The sequence below is a fragment of the Paenibacillus sp. AD87 genome (genome assembly GCF_001659845.1).
Taxonomy (GTDB): Bacteria; Bacillota; Bacilli; order Paenibacillales; family Paenibacillaceae; genus Paenibacillus; species Paenibacillus marchantiae.
Genome location: NZ_LXQN01000007.1, coordinates 1,847,840 through 1,873,663 on the forward strand (window position 1 = coordinate 1,847,840; position 25,824 = coordinate 1,873,663).

Below are 25,824 nucleotides of genomic sequence, written 5' to 3' on the forward strand. Positions count from 1 at the left end.
CATCGATGTCGATGAAAGGCGGATGTTCAAACATGTTCAATGTTGCAATCTGTGATGACGAGGAGAACCAAAGAGAACTTGTAAAAACGATGCTTATCTCCTTATCTCTAAAAACGAATATTGATTTTCAAATTACATTATTTGCATCCGGTGAGCAACTCGTCTCACATTATAAAAACGTTGGAGACACGTTTCATATCCTCATCATGGATGTGGAGATGAGCGGAATGAACGGAATCCAGACAGCCAAAGAAATCAGGAATATGAAGTATCTGGATGTGCAAATCATGTTTCTGACAAGCTATCCGGAGTATATGGTGGAGAGCTTTGATGTGGTAACTTTTCAATATCTAATCAAACCAATCCTGCCGGATATCTTCGAGGAGAAGATGATTAAGCTGTGCCAATATTTTAAAGCGCTGGACAAAAAGTATGTACTGATTAAGTCAGATTATGAAGAGCTGCTATTGAAATACGATGATATTCTCTGGATTGAGGTTATGAAGAGTTTGACGATCAAGAACAAATTAAAATTTGTGACTCAGGAAAACTCGCATGAGAGCAAAGGCATCCTATCCGGTTATGCTGCCGCTTTGAAAGACCATGGTTTCTTGCAAATTCATCGCTCAATTATCATCAACCTGATGCATGTCCAGAAGTTTGTGGGTACCCAAGTCGTCATGTTAAATGGTACGGAATTACCTATAGGGCGCTCCAAAGTCAAGGAAGTCAAGGATGCCTATACCAAATATATGATCATGAGGATTCAGTGATATGGATATGTATGTACTCTTGTCCGTCTTCGTCGTTCCTTTACTTATGGCATTCCAGGTGAATTTTTACTTCAATTCCGTGCTGGGCAAGTCCAGACGAAAGCCATACAGAGCGATCTATTTCATTGTATTTGTTGTACTGGGGTATTTCTATTTGGTATCTTCATTTTCACCTGTCGTTTCGTCCGCTTTTGCATTGTTATTCATCTTCAGCCTGGCACAATCCTATGAGGTGGAATTCATCAAAAAAATTGCATTTACCATCCTCTATGCAGTACTGCTCACAACGGTAAATTACATTGCAGTATATATTATGAGTGCGATTGATTCCACGGATTACAGCATATGGGATCATTTCAACGTGGATTATCACTGGGTGTTCTCCAAAGTGATGCTGCTTGGTTGCGGTATCATGTTCATTGTGATCCAGATTGTGCGTTTGATTGCCAAACGGAGAAGTTTCGCTATGCATTATCGTTATTATTTCTTGTTTCTGATTGTACCTACCATTACGATCTATCAGATCAATGTGGCCTCAACTTATAGTGAAAAAAACATATATTATGTCGTTTCCGTGTTAGGCTCCCTTTTTCTTAATGTATTCATTGTTTATCTATTCGATAATATGGTAGAAAAGGTTCAGCTCGCACATGAAAATGTTCAACTACAGCGTCAGATGGACTATCAGGACGCCAACTATGAGAAGACAGTGCACAGTTTCAAAAACGTGAAAAGCATCATCCATGATACCAATCAGCAGTTCCTGTACATTGAAGAGTGTATCAAGCAAAACAAGCTTGATGCCGCAGGTGAGCATATTAAACTCACGTTGAATAAGATTGAAGGAGCGTACCAGCGGGTGAACTCCGGCAATCTTGTTATCGATGCCCTTGTTACGAATACCATCGCCGTGGGGCAGGCAAATGGGATCAAAGTCGACACCCGTATTCAACTCCATTCACAACATCTCCATATCGATCGTTATGATCTGTGCGTTGTGCTCGGCAATATGTTGGATAACGCCATCGAAGCTTCCAAGAAAGTTAAACATGCCGAAGACAGGTATATCCTGATTGCAATTCACTCCACGGCGTCTACACTTGTAATCCAGATTTTAAATCATGTGGAACAAAAATTGGCTCACTTCAAGAGTGAGAAGTCCAATCCCGAGTTTCATGGGATCGGCTTAACGAATATATCGAGGATGTGCGACAAGTATGGCGGACATATGAGTATCGAGAATCATCATCGGACATTTAATAACATGGTTGTGCTTCCTTTTGACATGGACAGTCTCTGAACATACCGTTCGGGGATTGTTTTTTTCCATTCAGGGCTCGTTATCGTTATATATGCTTATTCCCCGATATGATGAATGCAATCATATGAGCAGTATCATAAGGGAGGAAGATATTATTATGAAGAAACTAATCAGTATGTTATGTACGGCTGTACTTGTAGTCATTCCGCTGACAGATGTCAGGGCAGAGACGAACAAGATGGGGGCGATTGAGGATCAGGCTGGGCGACTCGCCACAGAGATGGTGCAGAACTATGGTGTCACAGGTTTACAATATGCGATCATGGATGAAGGGAAGATCATTTTATCCGACAGTGTTGGATTCCAGGACAAAGCATCCAAGACACCTGTCGATAAGGATACGATGTTTGGAATAGGCTCTGTTAGCAAAATGGTTGTCACGGCTGCCACCATGATGCTGGTGGATTCCGGAAAAGTGGATCTGGATCAGCCCCTCACATCCTATATTAAAGATTTTGAAATGGCAGATGCCCGGTATACCCAAATAACCCCGCGAATGCTCATGAACCATTCTTCCGGGCTCTATGGTACCCATTATGGCAACAGTATGTTATTTGACGATACGGATACCCGCAATCATGATGAATTACTACTCAAACTTAAGTCAGAGAAATTAAAATCAAACCCGGGAGCCTATTCCGTCTATTGCAATGATGGCTTTCAGTTGCTTGAGATATTGGTTGAACGGGTGAGTGGATTGAGCTATAGCGAATTTATTGCCAAGTTCATAAGTGATCCGTTACAGCTGCAAGCAACCAAGACACCACTTGATTCTTTTGATAAAAACCAATTATCCGAAACATATTGGCCTTCGTTTGAAACAAAACTGCCTGTTGAAAATGCCAATATCATCGGTGCGGGTGGAGTCTACTCGACTGCAGAAGAATTAAGCAAGTTCGCTGAAATGTTGATAGGAAACAAACCGGATATTCTGTCCAAATCAGCAGCAGAATCCATGCAAAAACATGAATATCGTCAAGGAATATGGGTGTCCGAAGAGAGAAATACCTTCAACTATGGACTAGGATGGGATGCTGTAGCACTTGCACCGTTCAGCGATTATGGCATTACTGCACTTTCCAAAGGTGGAGACACCATGATGTATCATGCATCGCTAATCACTATACCTGAACATGATATATCGATGGCCGTCCTTTCTTCGGGTGGGTCTTCTATTTATAATCAGATGTTTGCTACTAAAGTTCTGCTGGAGGTTCTTCAGGATCAAGGCATCATCGACGAAATAGAGCCTGATCAAACATTCTCATCACCTGTCAAAACGAAGATGCCTTCGGAATTGACGGCGTATTCAGGCCTCTATGGTACGGTAGGTACAACCCTTGATATAGAGGTTAAGAATGGCGAGATCGCACTTCCGGCTATGCAGGGAGGACTTATCCCAGAGCAGAATTACGTGTACACAGGTGAAGGGGAATTTACGAGTAACGACGGAAGTGTGAAGGTCAGCTTCGAGAAAGAAAGCAACGACAAGGTGTATTTTAAAGTTCAGGCGAATATAACCTTGCCCGGATTAGGCCAAACGGTGATGAACACATATGATTATCAAAAATTAGAAAATAATTCGCTAGATACAGCATCGAAAGAGAAATGGAAGGCCAGAAACGGCTCGAAATATTACGCGCTGGATGAAAAGATAACGTCGATCTTCTATCTGGTGCCATCGATGCTGATCAAAAACCTGACCGTAGATGTGGAGAACGGTTATGCGAATGGCACCCAAATTGTAGATCCGGATAATGCAGAGAATGTTGCCCAGATTCCTGTGATGAACGGAAGAGATGCTTTCGATCTGCATTTCCGTACGAAGAACGAAGCGGAGTACTTAATTCAGGATGGACAGGAGTATATTGCAGAGGAGGCCATTAAACCAATCTTCGGTGGCAAAACAGGCATCACCACCATCCCGTCAAACGGTCAAGCTCGGTGGTATGCCATCGATTCCCGCTCGGCGAACAAAACGTTAACGGTTGATTCTCCAAAGAGAGGAGGTTATGCGGTATATAACGCTAAAGGTGAAGTGGTTCAATTTTCGAAAGCAACGAATCAACCATCAACGCTGCTTCCCAAAGGTGGTTTTATCGTCTTTGGTGGTGAAGCGGGAGATGTCTTCAAGATTCAACTAAAGTGATTGCATAAGAAAAAATGATTTCATTCGAAAATATCGGATCAGAGCGTAAGTTGCTCGGGATCCGATATTTTTCTTTTTTTATAAGCCCAAACACAACATGATTCTCCTTCATAGGTTATATGGAATCAGCCTAATTTGTTAATGAAAATTATGTGTTTTCATAACTAAGGAGTTGGATAGATACGTGATTTCAAAAGTTAAGCTTACAGGGCGAGTGGTATTTAAAGGCGATCCTGGATATGAAGTGGCTCGGAAGAACTGGGATCCGCATACGGACAGATTCCCTAAAGTTTTTGTGTTTGCTCAAAAAACACAGGATGTAGCCAATGCCATAAGATGGGCGCGCCAAAATAAGGTCCCTATTCGGCCGAGAAGTGGGAGACACGCCTTAGAGCCCAACCTTTCACAAGTCAATGGTGGTATTGTCATCGACGTTAGCGAAATGAAGAGAATCAAGTTAAACAAAAAAAGCGGAACGGCCGTCGTGGAGACAGGTAATCGGGTAGGAAGAATCGTGGATACGTTGGCTCGACAAGGATATATGGCCCCATTTGGTGACAGTCCAACGGTTGGGATTGGTGGAATAACACCTGGTGGAGGAATTGGTCCACTGCAAAGGACAACGGGTCTCATCTGTGATAATCTAATCGAGCTCGAAATGGTCGACGCTAAAGGGCGGATTATTCGGGCGAACAAAAAGCAAAATTCCGATCTTCTGTGGGCTACACGTGGCGGCGGAGGGGGTAACTTCGGTGTATACACTAAATATAAATTCAAGGTGCGGCGCTCTCCAGCCAAAGCTACTGTATTTAGTATCACATGGCCATGGGATCAGTTCGAAAAAGTCGTGAAGAAATGGCAAGTATGGGCGCCTAATGCCAGTACCAAGCTGGGAAGTGAATTAAGTGTTGGTCCCAAAAAAGGCGGGAATGTTAGCATGCTAGGGGTATACCTCGGTTCGAAGAGTGAAGCCCTCCGTCAGTTGGAACCCATTCTTAGCGTAGGAACGCCTACCAAAAAAAGCATTCTGTACCTGCCATACAGGGCAGCCACGAAGTTTTTGCTAGCCCCCGATCCTGTGCTCACTCAAAGGTACAGCAACCAGTTTTCCAGTGGCTTTGGCAGACAGCCATTCCCGGATAAAGCCTTCAAAGTCATGCGTGAGTTTCTGGAAAATGCAGAGGGAGGTACACCAGCAGGTTTCTATTTCCTTAACTGGGGCGGAGCTATAAGTCGAATCGCTCCTCAAGCCACTGCGTTTTATTGGCGAAAAGCTGAATTTTATGTGGAATGGAACAGCTCATGGGTGAAGCCATCGCGTGCAGCTAAAAATATTGCTTTGACTCGGAACACGAGAAAGAAATTGCAACCTTATATTGTAGGGTCCTACATTAACGTACCAGACCAAGGTATTAAAAATCCAGGGCCGACCTATTATGGCAAGAACTATGCCAGATTGAGAAAAGTAAAAGCGAAATATGATCCGAAAAATGTGTTTAATAACCCGCAAAGTATTCCACCGGCTAAATTAAAATAGGGTACGATTTCCAAACCGTTAATTCTGAAAAGAGTTAACGGTTTTTTTGACCTTTCTAATCGTTGTATTTACTATTTATTGTAGAGTAAGATGTAAAAAAATAATATTCATACTGCAACGGGGTTCAGGCAATTTATTTCAAGGAGGTAAAAGATGGATTACACTTCGTCGATTGAAGCGGCATTAAAGGTGAAGCGCCCTAAATATACCGCCATAGCGGCGGGGCGACGTCATACCATTGGTCTTAGATCGGACGGAACGGTGACGGCAGTGGGTGATCATAAAGTTGGACAATGTGATGTAAACGGTTGGCGAGATATAGTGGCGGTAGCTGCTGGTAATGTTCATATGGCGACGAACACGGGTAATGCGCATACCATCGGCCTAACGTCTCGGGGCACTGTAGTGGCTGTGGGTTGGAATATACACGATCAATGCGAAGTAAACGACTGGCACGATATTGTAGCAATTGCTGCGGGGTGGCGTCGTACCGTTGGTCTTAAATCGGACGGCACAGTGATTGCAGTGGGACGAAATAATGAAGGCGAATGCGATGTAAGCAGCTGGCGTGATATGGTGGCGGTAGCGGCGGGTGACTGGCATACCGTCGGACTTAAATCAGACGGAACGGTGACGATTGTGGGCAATAATCAGTATGGCCAATGTGAAGTAAGCGACTGGAGCGACATTGTGGAAGTAGCAGCAGGGTATCTTCATACCGTGGGGCTTACATCGGACGGTAAGGCGGTTGCCGTGGGTAGGAATAAACATGGCCAATGCGATACAAGCGACTGGGGTGATATTACGGCGATAGCGGTAGGAAGTAATCATACCATTGGCCTTAAATCGGACGGTACGGTTGTGGCTGTGGGGTTGAATAAGCATGAACAGTGCAATGTAGGGGGCTGGTGTGATATTGTGGCGGTAGCTGCGGGTTGTGCTCATACTATTGGTATTAAATCAGACGGAACGGTGGTTGCTGTGGGTGATAATGAATATGGTCAATGTGATGTAAGCAGTTGGCGCGGCTAATTTACTATGGACGGGGGAATTGAATTGAAACGGATTGCGGTATATTGTGGTGCAAGTAAAGGTAACAATGTCATTTACGAGAAAGCTGCCGTTCAGATAGGTAACTGGATTGTTGACCAGGAACATGAACTAGTCTATGGTGGCGGAAAAGCAGGATTAATGGGAGTGCTCGCGGATACTGTGATTCAACGTAGTGGCATTGTTACTGGGGTTATACCTACCTTTTTGCAAGCGAGAGAACTGGCCCATGAGCAGCTTAACAAAATCATTATTGTGTCTAATATGCATGAGAGAAAAGCTAAAATGATTGAACTTGCAGACTGCTATATTGCAATTCCAGGTGGACCAGGGACACTTGAAGAAATTACAGAGGTCATTTCGTGGGGGAGAATTGGGCAGCATGTCAATCCATGCATCTTCTACAATGTGAACGGATATTATGATCTGATTGGCCAATTCTATGACAAAATGGTCGAAGAAGGTTTCTTAACGAAAACAGATAGACAAAAGATACTTGTTACAGATTCTTTAGACGAAATTAACACTTTTATAAGTACTTATGTACCGCCTGATATCCGTCAATACAATTAATGTTTAACATCAGCGGCAATGTAACGAACGGATGAGTAGAAGGTTCGAAGACGGCACGTTCCGACTGGCACAATCGGTTAGGGCTCCATTGAAAGTCGCTATTGTAGCGGCTTTTTTTGTTTTATCGGGATTTGTTACTAGAAACGGAAGATCTCGAGGGAATGGATAGTTAATCTGTCGTGGAAATTTATTTCACCAATGGAATGTGGCGATCTATAAATCGCAACTTCTTTATATGATAATAGTTATCATTCTCATTTACGCGGTTCGACATTTGCTGTATACTGACAATGACTATGATACATAATGGCCAAAAAGGAAAAGGGAGAGATTTTGAATGTTTTTACGAGTGAAAAAAGGAGCAATCCTTTGTTTAATTACTGCACTTGTTTTTGTGCTTGCAGCTTGCTCCAGTAGTAATGGCATCAGCAAAAATGCAAACACTAGCTCACAGGAGGCAGTGACGGATAGCGCTACGAATGCTTCAACAGATGATGGGAAAACGGATGCAGATGCTTCAAGCGCAGCTCAAACAACATACCCATTTGTTGTGGCAAACTATACAACTGAAAACGGCACCTGGGTGGCAAAGGAACAAACCTTTGATAAGGCACCTGAACGAGTAGTTGCCAATACACAAGGTGCAGCAGAGTTATTGATTCGTCTTGGTTTGACTGACAAGATTGTTGGCGTAGCGGCGTTGTTTGGCAATGTACCTGATGATATTGCTGAGGATTTCAAAAAAATTCCTGTGTTATCTGAAGGTTATGTAGGTAAAGAAGTGACCATAGGTGCTTCACCTGATCTGGTTATGGGGCGTGGGGGATTGTTTGAAGATGCTGATTGGGGCGTTGGCACTGTAAACAGTCTGAATGAGATGAATATCAAAACATTTGTACAAAGTACCAGTGTTACTGACGCAAAATTAGATAATCTATATCAGGATATCACTGAGCTAGGTAAAATATTTAACGTACAAACGAATGCAGCGGCATATATCGATCAGCTCAAAGCACGTGAGAAAGCGTTATCGGCTCGAGCAAGCGCTGAAACGATCAATTATGCATCTTTCTTTGATAATGGTGATGGAACCATTGGAGTGTACAACGGAAATGGAGACACATTTATTGAAAGTGCAATGTCATTAATCAATATGCATAATATGCTGATTAACGAAGAAGGCGCCCTCAGTTTGGAGAAGCTAATCGAGATCAATCCAGATGCCATGATTATTTCAAAATATGCCGGCGGTATTGATCCAGAACAAACGATTGAAAAGCTGCTAGCCAACAAGCAATTGCAAAGTATTAACGCGATTAAAAACAAGAAAATTTACGTTATCGATTTCAACAACTTCTGGGGTTACGGCGATTCTATCTTCACAGGAGTTGAAGCACTTGCAGATGATCTGAACTTGTAAGGGCACATGCGCTTGCTTGATTACCATGATCCGATAAATATCATGTTTATTTTAACGGCAGAACAGTAATTTACTGGGCTGTCGTTTTCATTTTAATATGATCAAAGTATCGAAACAGGATAAGGCCCTTCCTCTTCATATTCAGGAAGAGAAGGGCTTGTCCGCATTAATGATTAATGAAGGATATTTTTATTGGCAGATGACCCTGATTATTGCGTTTCATCTTTCATATCGGCGACTTTTATCACGGGATAGGTTTGAACTGCATGGTCCAAAGTTTGTTTTTCCATCAGTTTTCCATCCAAGACAACGGCGGAGATGCTTGTCGTATTTCGGATATCCTCTAACGGATTCTTATCAAGAAGTACGAGATCAGCAAGTTTCCCTTTTTCTACGGTGCCCAGTTCCTGCTCTCTTTCCAAATATCGTGCCGGATTCAACGTTGCTGACTGCAAGGCCTGAAGTGGGGTGAGGCCGCTTTTAACTAGCAATTCAAGTTCATCGTGCAAGGAAATGCCGTATATAAAGTTAGTCATTTCGTAACTGGAATCGGTGCCTGCAAGCATAGGCACGCCGGCATCATTTAACTTTTTGACCATGCCCGGCGTTAGGGAATTGATGGCCTCCATTAATTCCGTTTGTTCGGGAGGGGTTGCGCGAATCACTTCGGCCCATTGCTTCTGCACGGCCGTCGGTACGTATTTGGACCGCGGATCGATTTCGGTTTTGGCCATATTCAAATAGGTAACCATGGTGGGTACAGGCCAGACACCTTTTTCTTTGAATTTGCGGAACAGCTTGTGAGCCTTTACTGAATCATAAGATTGGGAAGCCTCGACCTCTGCGAGCGAATAACCAAGCAAATCACTCATATCGGAATGTTTGAAAAGTTCATCCTCGATGCTCGAAGTGGCAATAAACAACCCGTGTAGGTGCTCTATGCTCTTAAATCCTAGCTGAACGGCTTCGCTGGCTCGAACCTCTACCGGCAAATGACCGACAACTGGCAAACCGTATTTTTGGGCTTCATCCATGACTGCTAGAAACAGAGGACGCGGCAACCAAGAGTACACTTTGATATGATCCGCGCCTTTTGCCACATTGAGACGTACAGCTTCCCGCGCTTGTTCCTCTGTGCTCAGGTAGAACATGTGTGGGGCTTCGTCAGCAGGACCTCCATTTAGAGTTGAACCTGCATAGAATAGACGTGGTGCAGGCATCCCGGCTTGAATACTCGTTTTCCATATATCGACGTTTGTCAGCGCCGCGCCCATCTCCCTTACTCCGGTTACACCATTAGCCAGAAAGAGAGGAAAAGCGTCTTTATAGTTATCTTCCAGATGGACATGCATGTCCCACAGACCGGGAATGATGTATTGGCCCTTAGCATTCCGTACTTGCGCGTAATCGGGAATGGCCGTTTGACTGCTACTTCCAATGTAACTGATCTTGTTATCCTTAATGATAATGGTCTGATCGCTGCCTAACTTTCCGGACCTTACATCTACAATCGTCGCATGCTCAAGCACTAACGTCTGCCTTGTCGCAGGTTCAATGCTTGCATAACCGGTATCTGTAGCGCATGCTAACACAATCCATAATGCCATGAACCCTACTATGTACTTCTTGAAGCTGCCTAATTCTCTCGTTAAACTCATTATTGTCCTCCTCATAGATATGAATGATATCAACCAATATATCTTCATTCTAGAGTGTGAATCCTGATTTTTTATTAATTCATTCTTACAAAAATCTTACGGTTGAAAGGGAAGAGGAAGCAGTAGCCTTTTTTATTTTTAGCCTTGTCAAATTAACAAATCCTGAATAATCTAACACATACCACAAAAGAGGGGGAAGAAACATGAGCGAAGTTGGATATGGAAATGTAGGCGGACTTGGTGGAGGATACGGTGGCTTCACGTCCGTTGGTGCAATTCTGGTATTGTTTATTCTGTTGGTTATCATCTCCAAAGCATTCTTAGTTTAATATTAAGCTTAGAATTTCCGCTGGCTTTCGCTGGCGGTTTTTTTTGTTATGTAAAGGTCAACAAAAGCAATTTAAATAGGGAACTTTGTGTCATGAGTAACTGACATAAAGTTCCCTATTATGATCCTACATTTCTCGCTTATACTACGGTGATCGTTCCATAATACATGTACATGCCACAATTGAAGTTGTACGTTCCAGGTTTCAGATCTTTTAGGGTAATGAAGTTGTCTCCTTTTTCAAGATACACATCTATTCCTAAATCTTTAGACTGAACGCTTCTTATACATGTATAACCTGAATGTTTTATAAAATTTATTTTCGTCGGAACGCCAGCTTTTACTTTAATATTTTCTTGACTAAAACCATCTGATTTTACGTCGACGGAAACAATCTGATATCCTGAATTTTCTTGAACAGAATTAGCTTGCTCACTCTGTGATTCTTGTGATTTAATTGCCGATGTATCATTCGGTTGAAATTGGTAAAATAACGTTGCACCCACAGCTACAATTCCAAAAGCTACAGTGAGTATACCTCCAATAAACGGTATACCAATCCCGCTTTTATTTGTTTTATCGCTAGTACCCGTATCTTGATTCGACAATTGAAGAGCAACGCTCAAAATAAAAATGAATAGGATGTCAACAAATATCATCATGATATAGGAAGGACCAATCATTACCCCGAGCATTGCGCCCATCATGCCACCCATGATTCCTGCCAACATACCATCCAAAGTTGCCAATTTGCTGATAGGTTTGCCTGTGAAGTAACCGGCTCCTAGGCCGAACAATATGGCGGCAATGGATGGGACTGTTAAATCACGTGGAAACAAAATGCCTAATTGTACACCAAGTACAAGGCTGGACATCATTCCAATGGTCATCGCGATCATCATGCCAGGCATACCTGTAAGTTCTTCTTTTCGCTGATACGTTTTAAGAACAATGAATGCTGTAAACAGTACGACCATAACTATACTTAAAATCGCTAATAACACAATCTTATTCCTCCTAATATCTTTACAGTAATAATGCATAGTTTTCTACTCATTGACATTACGATCAAGATCATTCATCTCACGTACTAATATATCAGAATTATCATAAGAACGTGACTATTGTCACAGACAAGTCAAAGGATTGTCGTAATAGTATGAAGATAATTTGACATTTTGTTGATATCTCTTTCTATAATCTATGTTTAGTTCTTAGTTTGAGTATGGTCTAACCTAAATATAAGTTTCACTCTATATCAAAAAAATCAAGTGTCATTTTGGCCATTTCTTCTTTTGACTCCGTACAACCGCGTATTATCCACTTTTTTAATATGCTCCACAATCCCGCAGCCACCATCGTTCTCATATAATCTTTTTCTATTTCGCTATGGTACTCATGCTTAGTACCTATGATATGCTCCATCGCTTCCAAGTAAAGAACGTATTGGTCGTTAAGAAGTCCAAATAATTGATTTTCGATTAAAATGTGCAGAAAAACGTTATGTTTCTCCCAAAATGTGAAATAGGCAAGGGGCATTTCATGAGGCCCTAAGTTTTGATCACTAATATATTCAAAAAAATCCTGAAACATTAAATCAATGATTTCGACGAGTACAGATTCCTTGGATGTGAAGTTGCGGTAAAAGGTTTTTCTTACTAGACCGGCTTTATCACACATCTCTGTTATCGTGATTGCGCTATAGGGTTTTTCCTGTAAAAGTTCAATTAAAGCATCACATAACCATTTCTTTGATCGTTGAGCAATAGGATTAACGCGAGTAGACATGTCACAAATCACCTCTAATGTGTAACCTCTGTCACACGTATTGACTGCTTTATAGACATCCAATTATAATCGAACCCAACAAGTTACACAAGTGTGACACTAATGGGATGCGGAGGAATTTAGGATGAACAAGGTAGTGACTTTAGCACATACCAATGAAGATTACAAAAGATTAGGGATTAATAAAGAACCTGCCAATTGGGAAGATGGTATGAGAACAGATGGTCAAGCAGGTAGTTATGAGTGGTGGTATTTTGACGCCGAATTTACAGACGGAACTAAGATTGTGGTCGTGTTCTACACGAAGTATGAGTTCGACCTCAAAGGTGAGGCATGCCCAACAATAAGGTTTGATCTGACGATGCCGGATGGTAGAAACATTTCGAAAAAAATATCCGAAAAGAAGGGTAGTACAATCCGGGCTTCCAAAGAAACATGTGATGTGAAAATTGATAGAAGTAGTATCCAACACTCCAATGGGGATTATATAATCCATTTCGTTGACGATGACATTGAATATCGCTGTACCATGAAATCTATCGTGCCCATGTGGAGACCTAAAACAGGACATATATTTTTTGGAGAAAAACAAAAGGACTTCTTTGCATGGTTCGTTGCCCAGCCTTCTGCCGATCTGGAGGCCGTACTTACTGTAAATGGACAACGCCGTGAATTAGTTGGTAACGGATATCACGATCATAATTGGGGAAACGCAGAAATGAACAAGCTCATCAACCATTGGTACTGGTGCAGTGCAAATATTGGACCGTATACCGTGATATCTTGCGATATCATTGCGGAGAAAAAGTATGGCTATACGCGCATGCCTATCATCATGATTGCTAAAGACGGTGAGATTCTGGAAGATCGTGAGGAGTACACGAGGATAGAACGAACGGATACGATTAAGCATCCCTTTACAAAGAAATTCATGGATAACCAATTAAAGTTTATTCAGTCCTCTGGCAATAATACTTCTTATCAAATTGAGTACAATCGGGAAGCTGATATCGTTGCAAGTTCTTTATTGGAGGGCATGAAGCTTTCTTTACCGATGCGTGTGGCTGTAAAAGTCTTGAAAATAAATCCAACGTACGTTCGTAGTATAGGGACAGTTAAGTTGACCGTCAATGAGAATGGGAAGCAAGAGGTGTATCAGCAGGAAGGTCTGTGGGAGCAGATGTTTTTTAGCAATATTAAAGAGGCTATTATTCATGATTAACCAGAGGAGACAAGTTCATATGAAAGTACTTATTATTTTTGACCATCCTTACACAGCAACAGCTTCGGAGAATGTTCCTCATCATAGAAGCTATTCAGCAGCATTATTGGCTTCAGTTACTAAAGGGCTTCAATCCAGTGGACACATGGTAGATCTCATTGACTTGCACGCAGATGGATTTAATCCTGTGATGTCAGGGGAAGAACTCTCGGCGTGGAGACAAAAGAAAACCCTCGATCCTCTGGTAAAAGATTATCAAAAAAGATTGCTTGCAGCGGATCACATAATGTTTATTTTCCCAATATGGTGGGAAGCGATGCCTGCATCAACGAAAGGCTTTTTGGATAAAGTGTTTGCCAAAGGAATCATTTATGAGGAACCTAAAAAAGGTAGGCCCTTTGTTAGCCAGTTAAAAAAGCTTAAGGGAGTATCGCTATTAACGGTAATGGCCACTCCAGGGTTCTTTTATAGATGGATATTTGGTAATCCTATAACTAAAATACTATTTCGTGGTACATTTCGGAAAATGGGGTTTCACAAGTTGAAATGGTATAACTATGCTGGTATGGATGGTCGTACACTAGAACTTAGAACGAAAGCATTAGAAAAACAGAGAAGCGCTTTGCAGCGCTCTAGTTGATAACTCAAAATTTATTTGCAAATTGCAAGTAATGTAGTTATAATGATGACCAAGAGGTGATCATGTTGTCAGATATTCAAATTCAAAATCCCAGGGAACCACTACAAATCATGGTCCGTCGTTTTGGTTTACTGGATAAAAATTGTTGCACGGTTGGAGAGCATGAAATATCGCTGGTTCAGAGCCATATTTTATACGAAATTGAGCATCAACATGAGCCGTCCATGCAACAAATTGCTGAAACACTCGCCATGGATATCACAACCTTCAGTCGTCAAGTGCAGACACTGATTAAGAAAAATTTGGTTCAAAAAACACCACTGCCTGAGGATCGGAGAGTATACATTCTCAGTTTGACAGACGAAGGAGAATTTGTAACAACGGCTATAGATCATCGGATGAATACTCATCTGGATGAGGTTTTTTCTTTCATGACGGATACGGAAAAGGAGACCGTCATTCAATCCATTAAACTGCTCAATGAGAGCATGCTAAAATCGAAAATGTGTTGTACACCGCTGGGGTAATGGGCTTCATTACCCCGTTACATTGCTCAAACACTTGCAAAATGCAAGTATATTTAAACATACTGGAGGTACATTGATATGAAAAACGTTGAATTCAAACAAGTTGATTCTTGCTGTGCTCCTACTATAGAGAAAAAGAAGGTTTCCCCTTCGGAATCTTTAAACCAAGGAGAGTTAACCCATTTACCTGTTGTTATCATTGGTGCAGGACCTATTGGTTTGGCTGCAGCAGCTCATCTGATTGAAGCGGGCCAATCGTTTATTATTCTTGAGGCGGGGACTAAAGTAGGTGAGAATATCTCCCAATGGGGCCATGTTCGTCTGTTCTCACCATGGCAGTATAACGTAGATAAAGCGGCTGGACGATTGTTATCCAAGAAGGGATGGATTGCTCCTGCTCCAGATGATTTACCGACAGGGCATGAGCTTCGAGATCTGTATTTGCTACCGCTCGCAGAACTTCCGGAGATTCAGTCCAATCTTCATTTGAATTCACGTGTTGTGGGGATCAGTCGCAAAAATACAGATAAAATGAAAACAGCGAGCCGAGAAAAACAACCCTTTATGATCTACGTTGAAGAAGAGGGTGAGGCGAAGCTGTATGAGGCAAGAGCTATCATTGATGCATCAGGAACTTGGGGGCATGCTAACCCTGTACTCGCCAGCGGCGTGTTGACTCCTGGGGAACAAGCTCTTCATAACCATATATTCTATGGCATTCCGGATGTGTTTGGAGTAGATCGAGAGCGCTACACAGATAGACATATCGCAGTAGTAGGAAGCGGACACTCAGCCTTGAATACATTACTTGATCTTGCCAAGCTTCAAGAATTAAAATCCGGTATGACACTGACCTGGATTATGAGAAAAGATCACGTGGAGGAAGCATATGGCGGAGAAGCGAGTGATCAGCTCGAAGCGCGAGGAGAACTGGGACATCGTATTCATGAACTGGTGGATTCCGGAAAAATTACTGTTGTTACCCCGTTCCATATTCAGGAACTGAAGCAAGAAGGGAAGCAGATTACCATAAGCGGAGAGCAACATGGTGTGGTACAGGTGATAGCACATATTGATGAGATCATCGTGAATGCCGGAAGTCGGCCTGACTTGTCCTTCCTCAGGGAGCTACGGCTGAGTATCGACCCGACCACAGAAAGTGTGGCAACCCTTGCTCCGTTAATTGATCCGAATGTTCATAGTTGCGGCACTGTTCGTCCTCATGGGGAGAAGGAATTACGTCATATGGAACAAGGATTGTATATTGTTGGGATGAAAAGTTATGGACGTGCGCCAACCTTCCTGATGGCTACCGGATATGAACAAGTTCGTTCGGTGGTAGCTTTTCTGGCAGGTGACCTGGATGCATCTACAAAAGTAGAACTGGATCTACCTGAAACGGGTGTGTGCAGTCTAAATCGTCCAAAAGTACAGGTAGCCGAGAAAACAAGTGATTGTAGTTCAGCTTGTTCCAATTAATATAGAATAGGTCTGATTAACCTGAAAGTGTTGGTTCAACTGTAAACCAATACTTTCAGGTTCATTTGGAATTTAAAATTGACAATAAGACTTTTGCATTATAATATAAGCATGTACTTATATAGAGAGAAGGAGGTAAGTGATATGGATTCTATTCAAGAAGCATCGGAAAAGTTGAAATTGCTGGGGGATAAGACTCGTCTGACGATACTTACACTCCTCAAAGAACGTGAATGGTGTGTGTGTGAGTTTGTAGACATTCTGGACATGTCACAACCTGGGGTCAGTCAGCATTTACGCAAGTTAAAGGATCAAGGCTTGGTCAAAGAGAATAAACGTGGACAATGGGTATACTACTCTTTGAATGTAGAGGATACACCTTATATTAAATCTGTGTTGGAATTCATGCCAGATTCTGCAGCCATTCTTAAGTCTTTAAATAAAGAGAATATTTCATCCGTATGTAATTAATTTTTGGGCAATATATAAGTATATTGTTATATGATTATGTGAATGTAATTAATTTGAATGGAGGCGTATATGTTTGTTGTCTACTTTTCTTGCTTGCATTATCTTTTTGATCACGTTAGTGCTCGTCATCTGGCAGCCTAAAAACCTGTCCATAGGGTGGTCTGCTTGCGGCGGAGCAATTCTGGCGTTACTTGTAGGCGTAGTTCATTTCCAGGATGTTTGGGATGTTACGCAAATGGTATGGAACGCCACGCTTGCTTTTGTAGCCATTATTATCATCTCATTGATTTTGGATCGTATCGGTTTCTTCGAATGGGCAGCTTTACATATGGCCAAGGCAGCTCATGGCAGAGGTGTTCGGATGTTTGTATATGTCTCCATCTTAGGAGCTGTAGTTTCTGCTTTCTTTGCCAATGACGGAGGAGCACTGATTCTGACCCCAATTGTTCTGGCTATGGTCCGCGCACTGAATTTTGATGAGAAGAAAGTATTTCCCTTCATTATTGCCAGCGGATTTATTGCGGATACAACTTCATTGCCACTGGTTGTAAGTAACCTCGTAAACATCGTATCTGCCGATTTCTTCGGTATTACGTTCATGGAGTATGTAGGCAGAATGTTTATTCCGAATCTGTTTTCACTGGCTGCAAGTATCGGTGTATTGTATCTCTTTTTCAGGAAAAGTATTCCCAAATGGTTTGATGCGAGTGAACTGAAAGCACCTGTAACAGCAATCAAAGATCTGAAGATGTTCAGGTTGTCATGGATTGTACTTGGCATCCTGCTCGTCGGTTACTTTGCCAGTGAATTTGTTGGTGTGCCTGTATCTATTGTGGCAGGAGTCGTGGCTATATTCTTCCTGATTATGGCTTCACGAAGCTCTGCTGTACCGACTAAAGTAGTCGTTAAGGAAGCGCCTTGGGCAATCGTATTCTTCTCTATTGGTATGTATGTCGTGGTCTATGGCCTGCGTAACGTGGGTCTGACGGATCTGCTGGCCGTAGCCATCCAGGCCGTGGCAGATCAAGGATTGTTTGTCGCAACGATTGGTATGGGCTTTATTGCTGCGATCATTTCATCTCTGATGAACAATATGCCTACGGTTTTAATTGACGCACTCGCCATTGACGCAACAACGGCTACGGGAACCATTCGGGAGGCATTGATCTACGCCAATATTATTGGTTCCGATCTAGGTCCCAAGATTACACCGATTGGTTCACTGGCAACACTGCTCTGGCTTCATGTGCTCAGCACCAAAGGCGTCAAGATTTCGTGGGGCACCTACTTTAAGACAGGTATCATCATCACAGTTCCGACTCTACTTATTACGCTAGTGGGTCTATATCTGTGGTTAAGCATTCTATAAATTCAAACAACAAGGAGAAGATGATGAACATGAGCAAAAAAACACTTTATTTCCTATGCACAGGTAACTCGTGTCGGAGCCAAATGGCTGAAGGTTGGGCTAAGAAGTACCTGAGTGAGGACTGGAACATTTATAGCGCAGGAATCGAAGCACACGGTTTGAATCCAAAAGCTGTGGAAGCGATGAACGAAGTAGGTATCGATATTTCAAGCCAAACTTCGGACATCATTGACTCCGAGCTACTGAACAGTGCAGATTTCGTCGTCACATTATGCGGGGATGCGGCAGATAAATGTCCAATGACCCCTCCACAAGTGAAGCGAGAACACTGGGGATTCAATGATCCCGCGAAAGCGCAAGGTACAGAAGAAGAGAGATGGGCTGTATTCCAAAGGGTTCGTGACCAGATTGGGGAGCGTATGAAGACGTTCGCTGAAACAGGCAAATAACACAAACAGAGTTTTCCTGCAACTTAACACAATGGATCCAATACTTAGAGGGAGTAATAGCTGAGCGGGAATGGATTGAGAAGATTTAGAAAGGTTCGAATAACCACACCGTGATTATACCGTGGGAACCTAAAGAAGACATTAGTTATGACAGTTTAAAGAAGTGGACTGAAGTCTAGAGAATGATGTGGTAGCAAGAGATTAACGCGAGTCATTAATGGAGGTTCAAACTGCTGTTAAACATAACGCAAAAAGCAAAGGGTACCACCGCTGGTCTGAACAGATCAGCGGCTTTTTTATTACATTTTAAAATCATGGGGAAGAATAGGATACATCATCATAGCTAATGATCTGGTCTCATACGTTTCTCTCCAAATCGGTTAACTATGCGTCTGGCGATAAGCTTTTGGCGTCATATTGTAAGTCACTCCGAATTTTTGATAAAACGAATTCAAGTTGCTGATTTGAACCTTCTCGGCAATTTCTTGAATCGATAATGAAGTATTAGCCAAGTAATAACAAGCTAACTTCAATTTCAAAGAAACCTGAAGTTCTTTGAAATTCTTTCCCGATTTTTCCTTGATAAGATAAGAAAGGTATTTCGGATGATAACCAAACTGTTTGGATAATGACGATAAGGTGCAGTTCAAATATTCCTTTTCAATATAACGCAGGATATCCACTATATTGCCTGAAGAATCGTTGGATAACTGAATTTTCTGATTTTCGGAGTCATCCTGATATATACGCAGCAGTTCTGTAAAAATAATCACCAGATACGAGTTTATAATCTCACTTGAGTACATACGCAAGTCATAATACTCACAAAGCAAATCGGCAAACAAACGTTTAATTTTATGGTTTCCTTTAGTACGGAAGATCAGAAAGTTATCATGATTTTGACTGTTGGATATGGCTGAAAGGATTAGGTTGGATACAATGCTTTGTTTAGCTAATCGGCTGAGGAAATTACTTGATAAAAATTGGTCACTCATACTGATATTGATGACAAGATCGTTTTCCCCGATCTTGTTCTTCATACGAATAACGTCTTTATCAAAAACACAAACATCACCCTCCTTTAACGTTATGGTTTTATCATCCACCACATACGTGCATTCTCCTGAGTATATATAGTTCATATTGACATTGGTATGAACGTAAAGAGGAACGCTAGTAAAGCGAGAGTCCTTACTAATGGCGATTCCGGTTTCAATGACATTTAGAGGTTTAAAGCGATAGACCATATGCCCCCGGACATCTACCTGAATCATATCTTGGTAGATCGGGCTTACCGCATCCGGATTAGCCAAATACTTTTTTTCACTATCGGTGTATGATTTTAGAAAAAAATCCAATTGGTTATAGTCCATATCACTCAACCTTACCTTTTGATATAGTATAGCTTTCTTTATGATATTGTTACCGCTTCCAAAGCCTTTTACAATTTAAGTGTATCACTGGTCATACATTTTTCGCAAATTGAAAAGTGATATTAAGTCAGGGAATAGGGGGAAGAAGATATGGACTACAAGCGTACAGGAAGTAACATCATAAAAGAAATCGGGGGCAGAGAGAATGTCAACCAGTTAACGCATTGCGCTACAAGATTACGTTTTACACTTCAAGATTCAGCTAAGGCAGATCAAGAGAAGATGAAGGCGATTCCTGGTGTCCTTGGAGTGGTTAACAGCGGTGGACAGTTCCAAGTTATCGTAGGACAAGAGGTGGCGCGAATATACAATGAGATCGTTCCATTGTTAATCGATAACACTTCTGACCAGGAAGAGATCAAAACCGAAGATTCAAACGTCTCTGCAAGAAAAGAGTCTGTCATTTCGCGTTTGTTGGGTACGATTTCTGGGATTTTCACGCCCATACTGCCTGCTATCACTGGGGCTGCAATGCTCAAAACGCTTCTCATCATTTTAACGATGACTCATCTTATGTCCAAAGAAACACAAACCTATGCCATTCTTAACTTTGTTACAGATGCGGCTTTTTATTTCCTGCCGGTTATGCTGGCATTCTCGGCAGCAAACAAATTTAAGATGAATCCAATGATGGCTGTATCCTTAGGCGGGGTTCTATTACATCCAAGTTTTGTGGCTATGGTAGAAGCCAAACACCCTGTTTATTTTTTGGGGATACCCGTATCCTTGGTAAGCTATGGTTCATCCGTTATCCCGATTATTTTGGTGATTTGGGCTGCTTCTTATGTTGAACGGTTTGCGGATCGGGTAACCCCAAAATCAGTTCGTTTCTTTATGAAACCGTTAATCACTTTACTTGTAATGGCACCGGTTGCCCTAATTTTTATAGCTCCACTAGGTAACATCGTTGGAACATATGTTGCAGTGGGAATCAATTTTTTGAATAACCATCTCGTGTGGATTTTACCTTTCATTTTTGGTATTTTCGGGCCGGTATTTATCATGCTGGGTATGCATTACGCTGTTACCATACCCATTGTCATTCAATCCATTACAACCTATGGGTTCGATATGATTGGCGCCGGATTTCTGGTGGCTAACGTTGCACAAGGCGCAGCTGCATTTGCGGTGGCCAGACACGTCAAGAATGATCCGGATTTTAAAGTATTGGCTAACTCCGCGGCTTTTACCGCTCTCCTCGGCGTAACAGAGCCTGCCATTTACGGGGTGAATCTCAAGCTGAAAAAACCAGTTTATGCCGTACTGGTTGCCGGAGGAATTAGTGGATTGTTTGTTGGCCTTATGGGAGTTAAGAGACTGGCGCTTGCTCCGACTGGATTACTGACTCTACCCATTTTTGCAGATCCAAATCATGCGATGAATCTTGTGTATGCAATTATCGGCGCTATCATCAGTTTTATCCTGTCCTACTTCTTAACAACCGTACTGTTGAAAAAATCTAAACATTAGAATTACAATCTTACTTTTTGTTATTTTTATTTGATCTTTTGACATTGTTCCATCACCTTAAGTCTTTATATGATAAGGATGAGGGTTCTGATTAAACCCCATTCAAAAATAGAAAAATGTAAATATTGATTGGAGGATATGAATATGAGAACAGGATTTCCGGAAGATTTCTTATGGGGCGGGGCAATTTCAGCATCCCAAGCGGACGGTGCCTATGACGTGGGCGGAAAAGGTTTGGATACCCAAGACTTGCGTTATTTTGACAGCAACTGGACCAAAGAGGAGCGTGACCATCATCGTAACATCAACATGACTGGTGAGCGGTTCAAGCAAGCATTATTGGACAAAGATATGACTCATTACCCATTTCGCTGGGGAATTGATTTTTACAGCAACTATAAAGAGGATTTAAGATTGATGGAAGAATTAGGATTGAAAATCTTCCGGACATCCATTAACTGGGCTCGGATCTTCCCTAACGGTGATGATGTAGAGCCCAATGAGACAGGGATACAGTTTTACATTGATTTGTTTGATGAATGTCGCAAAAGAGGAATGAAAGTCTTTGCCACAATCCTGCATTACAATATTCCGGTTAACTTGGTTACGAAATACGGCGGCTGGAAAAACCGGCAAACCATCGAATTTTACTTGCGATATGCCAGAGTGCTGTTCGAAAGACTGGGAGATCGGGTGGATTATTGGCTGCCATTCAATGAGATCAATGCCGGCAAGTTTAACCCCTATAACGGTGTGTGCTTGATAAAAGATCAGGAAGAAGACTATGAAAATGCGATTTACCAATGTCTACATCACCAATTCATAGCGAATGCCCTAACTGTTAAGCTGGCACACGAGATCATCCCGGGTTCTAAGGTAGGCGGCATGATTGCCCGCTTCACGACTTATCCTGCGACCTGTAAGCCGGAAGACGTAATGCAGTCCATTTTAGATGAACAATATGCCAACTATTTTTATACGGATATTATGGCGCGAGGCAAGTATCCCGCTTATATGGAACGTTACTTTAATGACAACGACATCAATATCCATAAAGAAGCGGATGACGATAACATTTTGCGGGAATACACTGTTGATTTCCTGAGTTTTTCTTACTATATGTCCATGGTAGCGACAACCGATAAAAACTGGGATCGAACCGGCGGGAACCTAGTGACAGGAAACAAAAATCCGTATCTAAAAGCAAGTGATTGGGGCTGGCAAATTGACCCGATTGGTCTGAGGGTTTCTTTAAACCAAATGTACGATCGTTATCAACTGCCCATCTTCATTGCGGAAAATGGAATAGGTGCCCTTGATGAATTGAATGAAGGCGAAATTCATGATCCTTACCGAATTGACTATCTCAAGGAACATTTCAAACAAATGAAAGAGGCTATTATTGATGGAGTTGAATTAATCGGTTACACGATGTGGGGGATTATTGATATTGTTTCCTGTGGTACGATCGAAATGAGGAAGCGTTATGGTGTAATCTACGTTGACCGGGATGACCGTGGACAGGGTACGAATAAACGGTATAAAAAGGATTCTTTTTATTGGTATCAGAATTGTATCAAAAGTAACGGTGAGCATTTAGAAGATTGAAGACATTAATGGGATTAGAGGCAGACTTCTGCTAAGGAAAAGAGGAAACAACATGTTTGGATTTAAAAGAAAACAAGAACATACACTGGAGATTTTTTCCCCAATTCAAGGTACAACTCGTTCTTTGGATGGGGTAGAAGACGAAGCTTTTTCCAGCAGAGCGTTGGGCGACGGATTTGCAGTTGAACCTTCCGAAGGAAAAGTGACAGCGCCATTTTCGGGGAAGATTGCCCATATCATGGAGAAGAGCAAGCATGCACTCATTCTTGAGCACGATTCTGGTGTTCAAATTCTAATTCATGTCGGCATGAACACGGTATCTTTAAAAGGTGAAGGATTTACTGCTCATGTACAAACCGGAGATCGTGTCGTACAAGGTCAAGTGTTGCTTGAGTTTGATATTCCTTTAATCAAAAAGGCCGGTTATGACCTATTGAGTCCAGTTATTGTTCCAAACGGCCAAGAAATAGTGAAAGAGGTACAGGTTTTAGGCAAGGGAACAGACTTGATGATTGAGGTTAAGTATTGAAACCCAAGAAAAACTCTCTACAAGGAATTATACTTTCTTAAGAAGTAATCCTAACATTTTTTAAGTTTAAGAAACCTGTAGCCTATTAAACGGCTACAGGTTTCTTATCGTTTAGTGGTTAAATGATGTGGTTCTCCATAATACTAATAGGACAAGCATGGACTTAATCAAGCTCTTTAGGTAGAGGAGGGGAAAGTAAGTTTTCATGTCATATTTCTAATGATCGTTCGGTTTTTCTACCTGTAATAAAAGTGATGGCCCATAGCCCAAAAAAGCTAATCACTAGTTTGATGGTTAATTCCATAAACATATTTATCTAACCTCCCCAATGAACAAATAATTGATGAATATATACCCGGTCGATTGGATTGAAAACATACATAACATGTAAGTTTAGAGAAAAGAAAAATGGAGCCTGCTATCCTTAAGATAGTAGGCTCCATAGTTATTATATTTCTTTGATATTGTCAGTATTGTTTTTGGTCAAATGCTTTTAATTAATTTACTGCGGGTTTTGTTTTAGTTTTACCCTGTTGATTTTTTAAAGCCTCGACAGGTTCATCACTTACTTCCGCTCGTTTAATGAAGAAAACTAATATTAATGCGACAATATTAATGCCAAGTGCGATATAGAATGAATATTGGATTCCGGCTAATAACGCTTCTTGGGTTAATAAAGCTTTATTGGCTGCTGTCAAAGTTGTTGGATCAACACCAGTCATTAAATCTTCAGCTTTTGTTTTTGTCACCGAATTCATAATCGTAATCAGAATAGCCGTACCAATTGAACCGGACACTTGTTGAGCTGTATTGTTGACAGCTGTACCATGTGGATTTAAGCGTGTTGGCAATTGATTCAGGCCGTTTGTCATAATAGGCATCATCACCATTGCCATACCAAACATACGCAGAGTATACACAAGGATAATATAAGTGTGAGTCGAGTCGATTTGTAGGTTTGCCAACATGTACGTTGAGATCGCTGTAATTGTAAGCCCGATTATGCCGAGAATACGTGGGCCATATTTATCAAACAGTTTACCCGTAATAGGTGACATAATCCCCATGATTATTGCACCAGGCAACATCATTAAACCTGAATCAAGTGGTGTAATACCTCTTACGTTTTGTACGTATGCCGGTGTTAAAATCATTCCGGAGAACATTGCCACTGCGTTTACAATCGCAATAACAGAGCCAAGGGCAAACATCGGATACTTGTAAACCCGTAAATCCAATAATGGTGTCTCCATTTTCAATTGACGGACAACGAAGGTGATCAGAGCAATAGCTCCAACGATTAAAGTGATTAAGACAACTTGATCTGTCCAGCCATCTGAACTTGCAGAACTAAACCCATATAACAAACCACCAAAACCGATGGAAGATAATATGATTGAGAAATAGTCCAGTGTTGCATTTTTGTTTTGCTGCATTATATTTTTGGATTTCCAAATCCCTAACAGTAAACTAATGACGGCTAACGGTAAAATCATTTCGAAAAGTAAACGCCAGTCATAATATTCTACAATGAAACCTGATAATGTTGGCCCGATTGCAGGGGCTGTAATCATAACTAATCCAAAAATACCCATTGCTGTTCCGCGTTTTTCGCGTGGGAAACTTACCAGCATAATATTCATTAACAGTGGTCCCATTACTGAAGAGCCTGCTGCTTGAACCATTCTTCCTGTAAGCAATATACCAAAGTTTGGTGCAACGGCTGCTATGGCCGTACCTAAAGTGAAGATGGTCATGGAAGTAATAAACAAACTTCTATTGGAGAAACGTGTTAATAAAAATGCTGACGCCGGAATCAATATACCACTGACCAGCATATAGCCAGTGGAAAGCCACTGGATCGTGGAATAATCTTTAATGTTCAAATCCACCATGATGGATGGCAGAGCTACATTTAAGAGCGAGTTATTTAGAAATGAAACAAATGCACCAATAAAAAGAATCGCAATCATTAAATAGGGTGGTTTTTTTTCTTGTAAAGCTGAATCCATATATGTCTTTTCTCCTTT

Annotated in this window: 23 protein-coding genes; 18 read left to right on the forward strand and 5 right to left on the reverse strand. The window is 41.6% G+C overall.

Translation table 11 applies throughout. The features are described 5' to 3' along the window. The first annotated feature begins 32 nt into the window (after window positions 1-32). The 7 genes from gpAD87_RS08405 (at window position 33) to gpAD87_RS08435 (ending at window position 8,823) form a co-directional block, all read left to right on the forward strand. Window positions 33-773 (forward strand): LytR/AlgR family response regulator transcription factor, encoded by a 741-nt coding sequence (locus gpAD87_RS08405; protein WP_064637462.1) that lies wholly within the window; start codon window positions 33-35, stop codon window positions 771-773. Between the two features lies 1 nt (window position 774). Further along, window positions 775-2,073, forward strand: coding sequence for an ATP-binding protein (locus gpAD87_RS08410; protein ID WP_157258430.1), 1,299 nt, complete (start codon window positions 775-777; stop codon window positions 2,071-2,073). A 118-nt stretch (window positions 2,074-2,191) separates the two neighbouring features. Beyond that, window positions 2,192-4,243, forward strand: a complete 2,052-nt coding sequence (locus gpAD87_RS08415; RefSeq protein WP_064637464.1) for a serine hydrolase domain-containing protein — start codon at window positions 2,192-2,194, stop codon at window positions 4,241-4,243. Window positions 4,244-4,427: 184 nt separating this feature from the next. Beyond that, window positions 4,428-5,780 carry an FAD-binding oxidoreductase gene (locus gpAD87_RS08420; protein WP_064637466.1) on the forward strand — a complete coding sequence of 451 codons (1,353 nt, stop codon included), beginning with the start codon at window positions 4,428-4,430 and terminating at the stop codon, window positions 5,778-5,780. A 153-nt stretch (window positions 5,781-5,933) separates the two neighbouring features. Then, on the forward strand, window positions 5,934-6,812 hold the full coding sequence (locus gpAD87_RS08425; protein ID WP_064637468.1) for an RCC1 domain-containing protein: 879 nt from the start codon (window positions 5,934-5,936) through the stop codon (window positions 6,810-6,812). A gap of 6 nt (window positions 6,813-6,818) precedes the next feature. Continuing rightward, window positions 6,819-7,403, forward strand: a complete 585-nt coding sequence (locus gpAD87_RS08430) for a TIGR00730 family Rossman fold protein (protein ID WP_064637470.1) — start codon at window positions 6,819-6,821, stop codon at window positions 7,401-7,403. A gap of 349 nt (window positions 7,404-7,752) precedes the next feature. After that, window positions 7,753-8,823 carry an ABC transporter substrate-binding protein gene (locus gpAD87_RS08435; RefSeq protein ID WP_231952474.1) on the forward strand — a complete coding sequence of 357 codons (1,071 nt, stop codon included), beginning with the start codon at window positions 7,753-7,755 and terminating at the stop codon, window positions 8,821-8,823. Window positions 8,824-9,032: 209 nt separating this feature from the next. Here gpAD87_RS08435 and gpAD87_RS08440 read toward each other — a convergent pair whose 3' ends face one another. Further along, window positions 9,033-10,481: an amidohydrolase family protein gene (locus gpAD87_RS08440; RefSeq protein WP_064637475.1), complete on the reverse strand. Its 1,449-nt coding sequence runs from the start codon at window positions 10,479-10,481 to the stop codon at window positions 9,033-9,035. A 203-nt stretch (window positions 10,482-10,684) separates the two neighbouring features. Between gpAD87_RS08440 and gpAD87_RS32500 the strand changes: the two genes are divergently transcribed. Then, the gene (locus tag gpAD87_RS32500; protein WP_063562644.1) at window positions 10,685-10,810 is read left to right on the forward strand and encodes a hypothetical protein; all 126 of its coding nucleotides are present in this window, start codon (window positions 10,685-10,687) and stop codon (window positions 10,808-10,810) included. A gap of 139 nt (window positions 10,811-10,949) precedes the next feature. Here gpAD87_RS32500 and gpAD87_RS32505 read toward each other — a convergent pair whose 3' ends face one another. Next, window positions 10,950-11,813: a cupredoxin domain-containing protein gene (locus gpAD87_RS32505; protein ID WP_231952475.1), complete on the reverse strand. Its 864-nt coding sequence runs from the start codon at window positions 11,811-11,813 to the stop codon at window positions 10,950-10,952. A gap of 244 nt (window positions 11,814-12,057) precedes the next feature. Next, window positions 12,058-12,597 (reverse strand): TetR/AcrR family transcriptional regulator, encoded by a 540-nt coding sequence (locus gpAD87_RS08455; RefSeq protein ID WP_064637477.1) that lies wholly within the window; start codon window positions 12,595-12,597, stop codon window positions 12,058-12,060. Window positions 12,598-12,721: 124 nt separating this feature from the next. On the opposite strand from gpAD87_RS08455, the gene gpAD87_RS08460 reads away from it, so the two are divergent. The 7 genes from gpAD87_RS08460 (at window position 12,722) to arsC (ending at window position 18,754) form a co-directional block, all read left to right on the forward strand. After that, window positions 12,722-13,819 carry a lipocalin-like domain-containing protein gene (locus gpAD87_RS08460; RefSeq protein ID WP_064637479.1) on the forward strand — a complete coding sequence of 366 codons (1,098 nt, stop codon included), beginning with the start codon at window positions 12,722-12,724 and terminating at the stop codon, window positions 13,817-13,819. Window positions 13,820-13,838: 19 nt separating this feature from the next. Next, window positions 13,839-14,459 carry an NAD(P)H-dependent oxidoreductase gene (locus tag gpAD87_RS08465; protein WP_064640807.1) on the forward strand — a complete coding sequence of 207 codons (621 nt, stop codon included), beginning with the start codon at window positions 13,839-13,841 and terminating at the stop codon, window positions 14,457-14,459. Window positions 14,460-14,539: 80 nt separating this feature from the next. Continuing rightward, entirely contained in the window at window positions 14,540-14,986 is a 447-nt protein-coding gene (locus gpAD87_RS08470; protein ID WP_064640808.1) for a MarR family winged helix-turn-helix transcriptional regulator, read from the forward strand. A 78-nt stretch (window positions 14,987-15,064) separates the two neighbouring features. Then, entirely contained in the window at window positions 15,065-16,465 is a 1,401-nt protein-coding gene (locus tag gpAD87_RS08475; protein ID WP_064637480.1) for an FAD-dependent oxidoreductase, read from the forward strand. Between the two features lie 144 nt (window positions 16,466-16,609). Continuing rightward, entirely contained in the window at window positions 16,610-16,936 is a 327-nt protein-coding gene (locus gpAD87_RS08480) for an ArsR/SmtB family transcription factor (RefSeq protein WP_064637482.1), read from the forward strand. 73 nt (window positions 16,937-17,009) lie between these two features. Further along, a complete protein-coding gene (locus gpAD87_RS08485; protein WP_064637484.1) occupies window positions 17,010-18,305 on the forward strand; it encodes an arsenical efflux pump membrane protein ArsB in 1,296 nt (431 codons plus the stop codon). A gap of 29 nt (window positions 18,306-18,334) precedes the next feature. Beyond that, window positions 18,335-18,754 (forward strand): arsenate reductase (thioredoxin), encoded by a 420-nt coding sequence (arsC, locus tag gpAD87_RS08490; RefSeq protein WP_064640809.1) that lies wholly within the window; start codon window positions 18,335-18,337, stop codon window positions 18,752-18,754. A gap of 380 nt (window positions 18,755-19,134) precedes the next feature. Here the strand turns inward: arsC and gpAD87_RS08495 are convergent, their stop codons facing one another. After that, window positions 19,135-20,127 carry an AraC family transcriptional regulator gene (locus tag gpAD87_RS08495; RefSeq protein WP_064637486.1) on the reverse strand — a complete coding sequence of 331 codons (993 nt, stop codon included), beginning with the start codon at window positions 20,125-20,127 and terminating at the stop codon, window positions 19,135-19,137. 150 nt (window positions 20,128-20,277) lie between these two features. On the opposite strand from gpAD87_RS08495, the gene gpAD87_RS08500 reads away from it, so the two are divergent. The 3 genes from gpAD87_RS08500 (at window position 20,278) to gpAD87_RS08510 (ending at window position 23,794) form a co-directional block, all read left to right on the forward strand. After that, on the forward strand, window positions 20,278-21,657 hold the full coding sequence (locus tag gpAD87_RS08500) for a PTS transporter subunit EIIC (protein ID WP_064637488.1): 1,380 nt from the start codon (window positions 20,278-20,280) through the stop codon (window positions 21,655-21,657). 144 nt (window positions 21,658-21,801) lie between these two features. Then, a complete protein-coding gene (locus tag gpAD87_RS08505; RefSeq protein WP_064637490.1) occupies window positions 21,802-23,265 on the forward strand; it encodes a glycoside hydrolase family 1 protein in 1,464 nt (487 codons plus the stop codon). 52 nt (window positions 23,266-23,317) lie between these two features. After that, entirely contained in the window at window positions 23,318-23,794 is a 477-nt protein-coding gene (locus tag gpAD87_RS08510; protein WP_064637492.1) for a PTS sugar transporter subunit IIA, read from the forward strand. A 497-nt stretch (window positions 23,795-24,291) separates the two neighbouring features. Here gpAD87_RS08510 and gpAD87_RS08515 read toward each other — a convergent pair whose 3' ends face one another. After that, on the reverse strand, window positions 24,292-25,806 hold the full coding sequence (locus gpAD87_RS08515; RefSeq protein ID WP_064637493.1) for a DHA2 family efflux MFS transporter permease subunit: 1,515 nt from the start codon (window positions 25,804-25,806) through the stop codon (window positions 24,292-24,294). Window positions 25,807-25,824 lie beyond the last annotated feature (18 nt).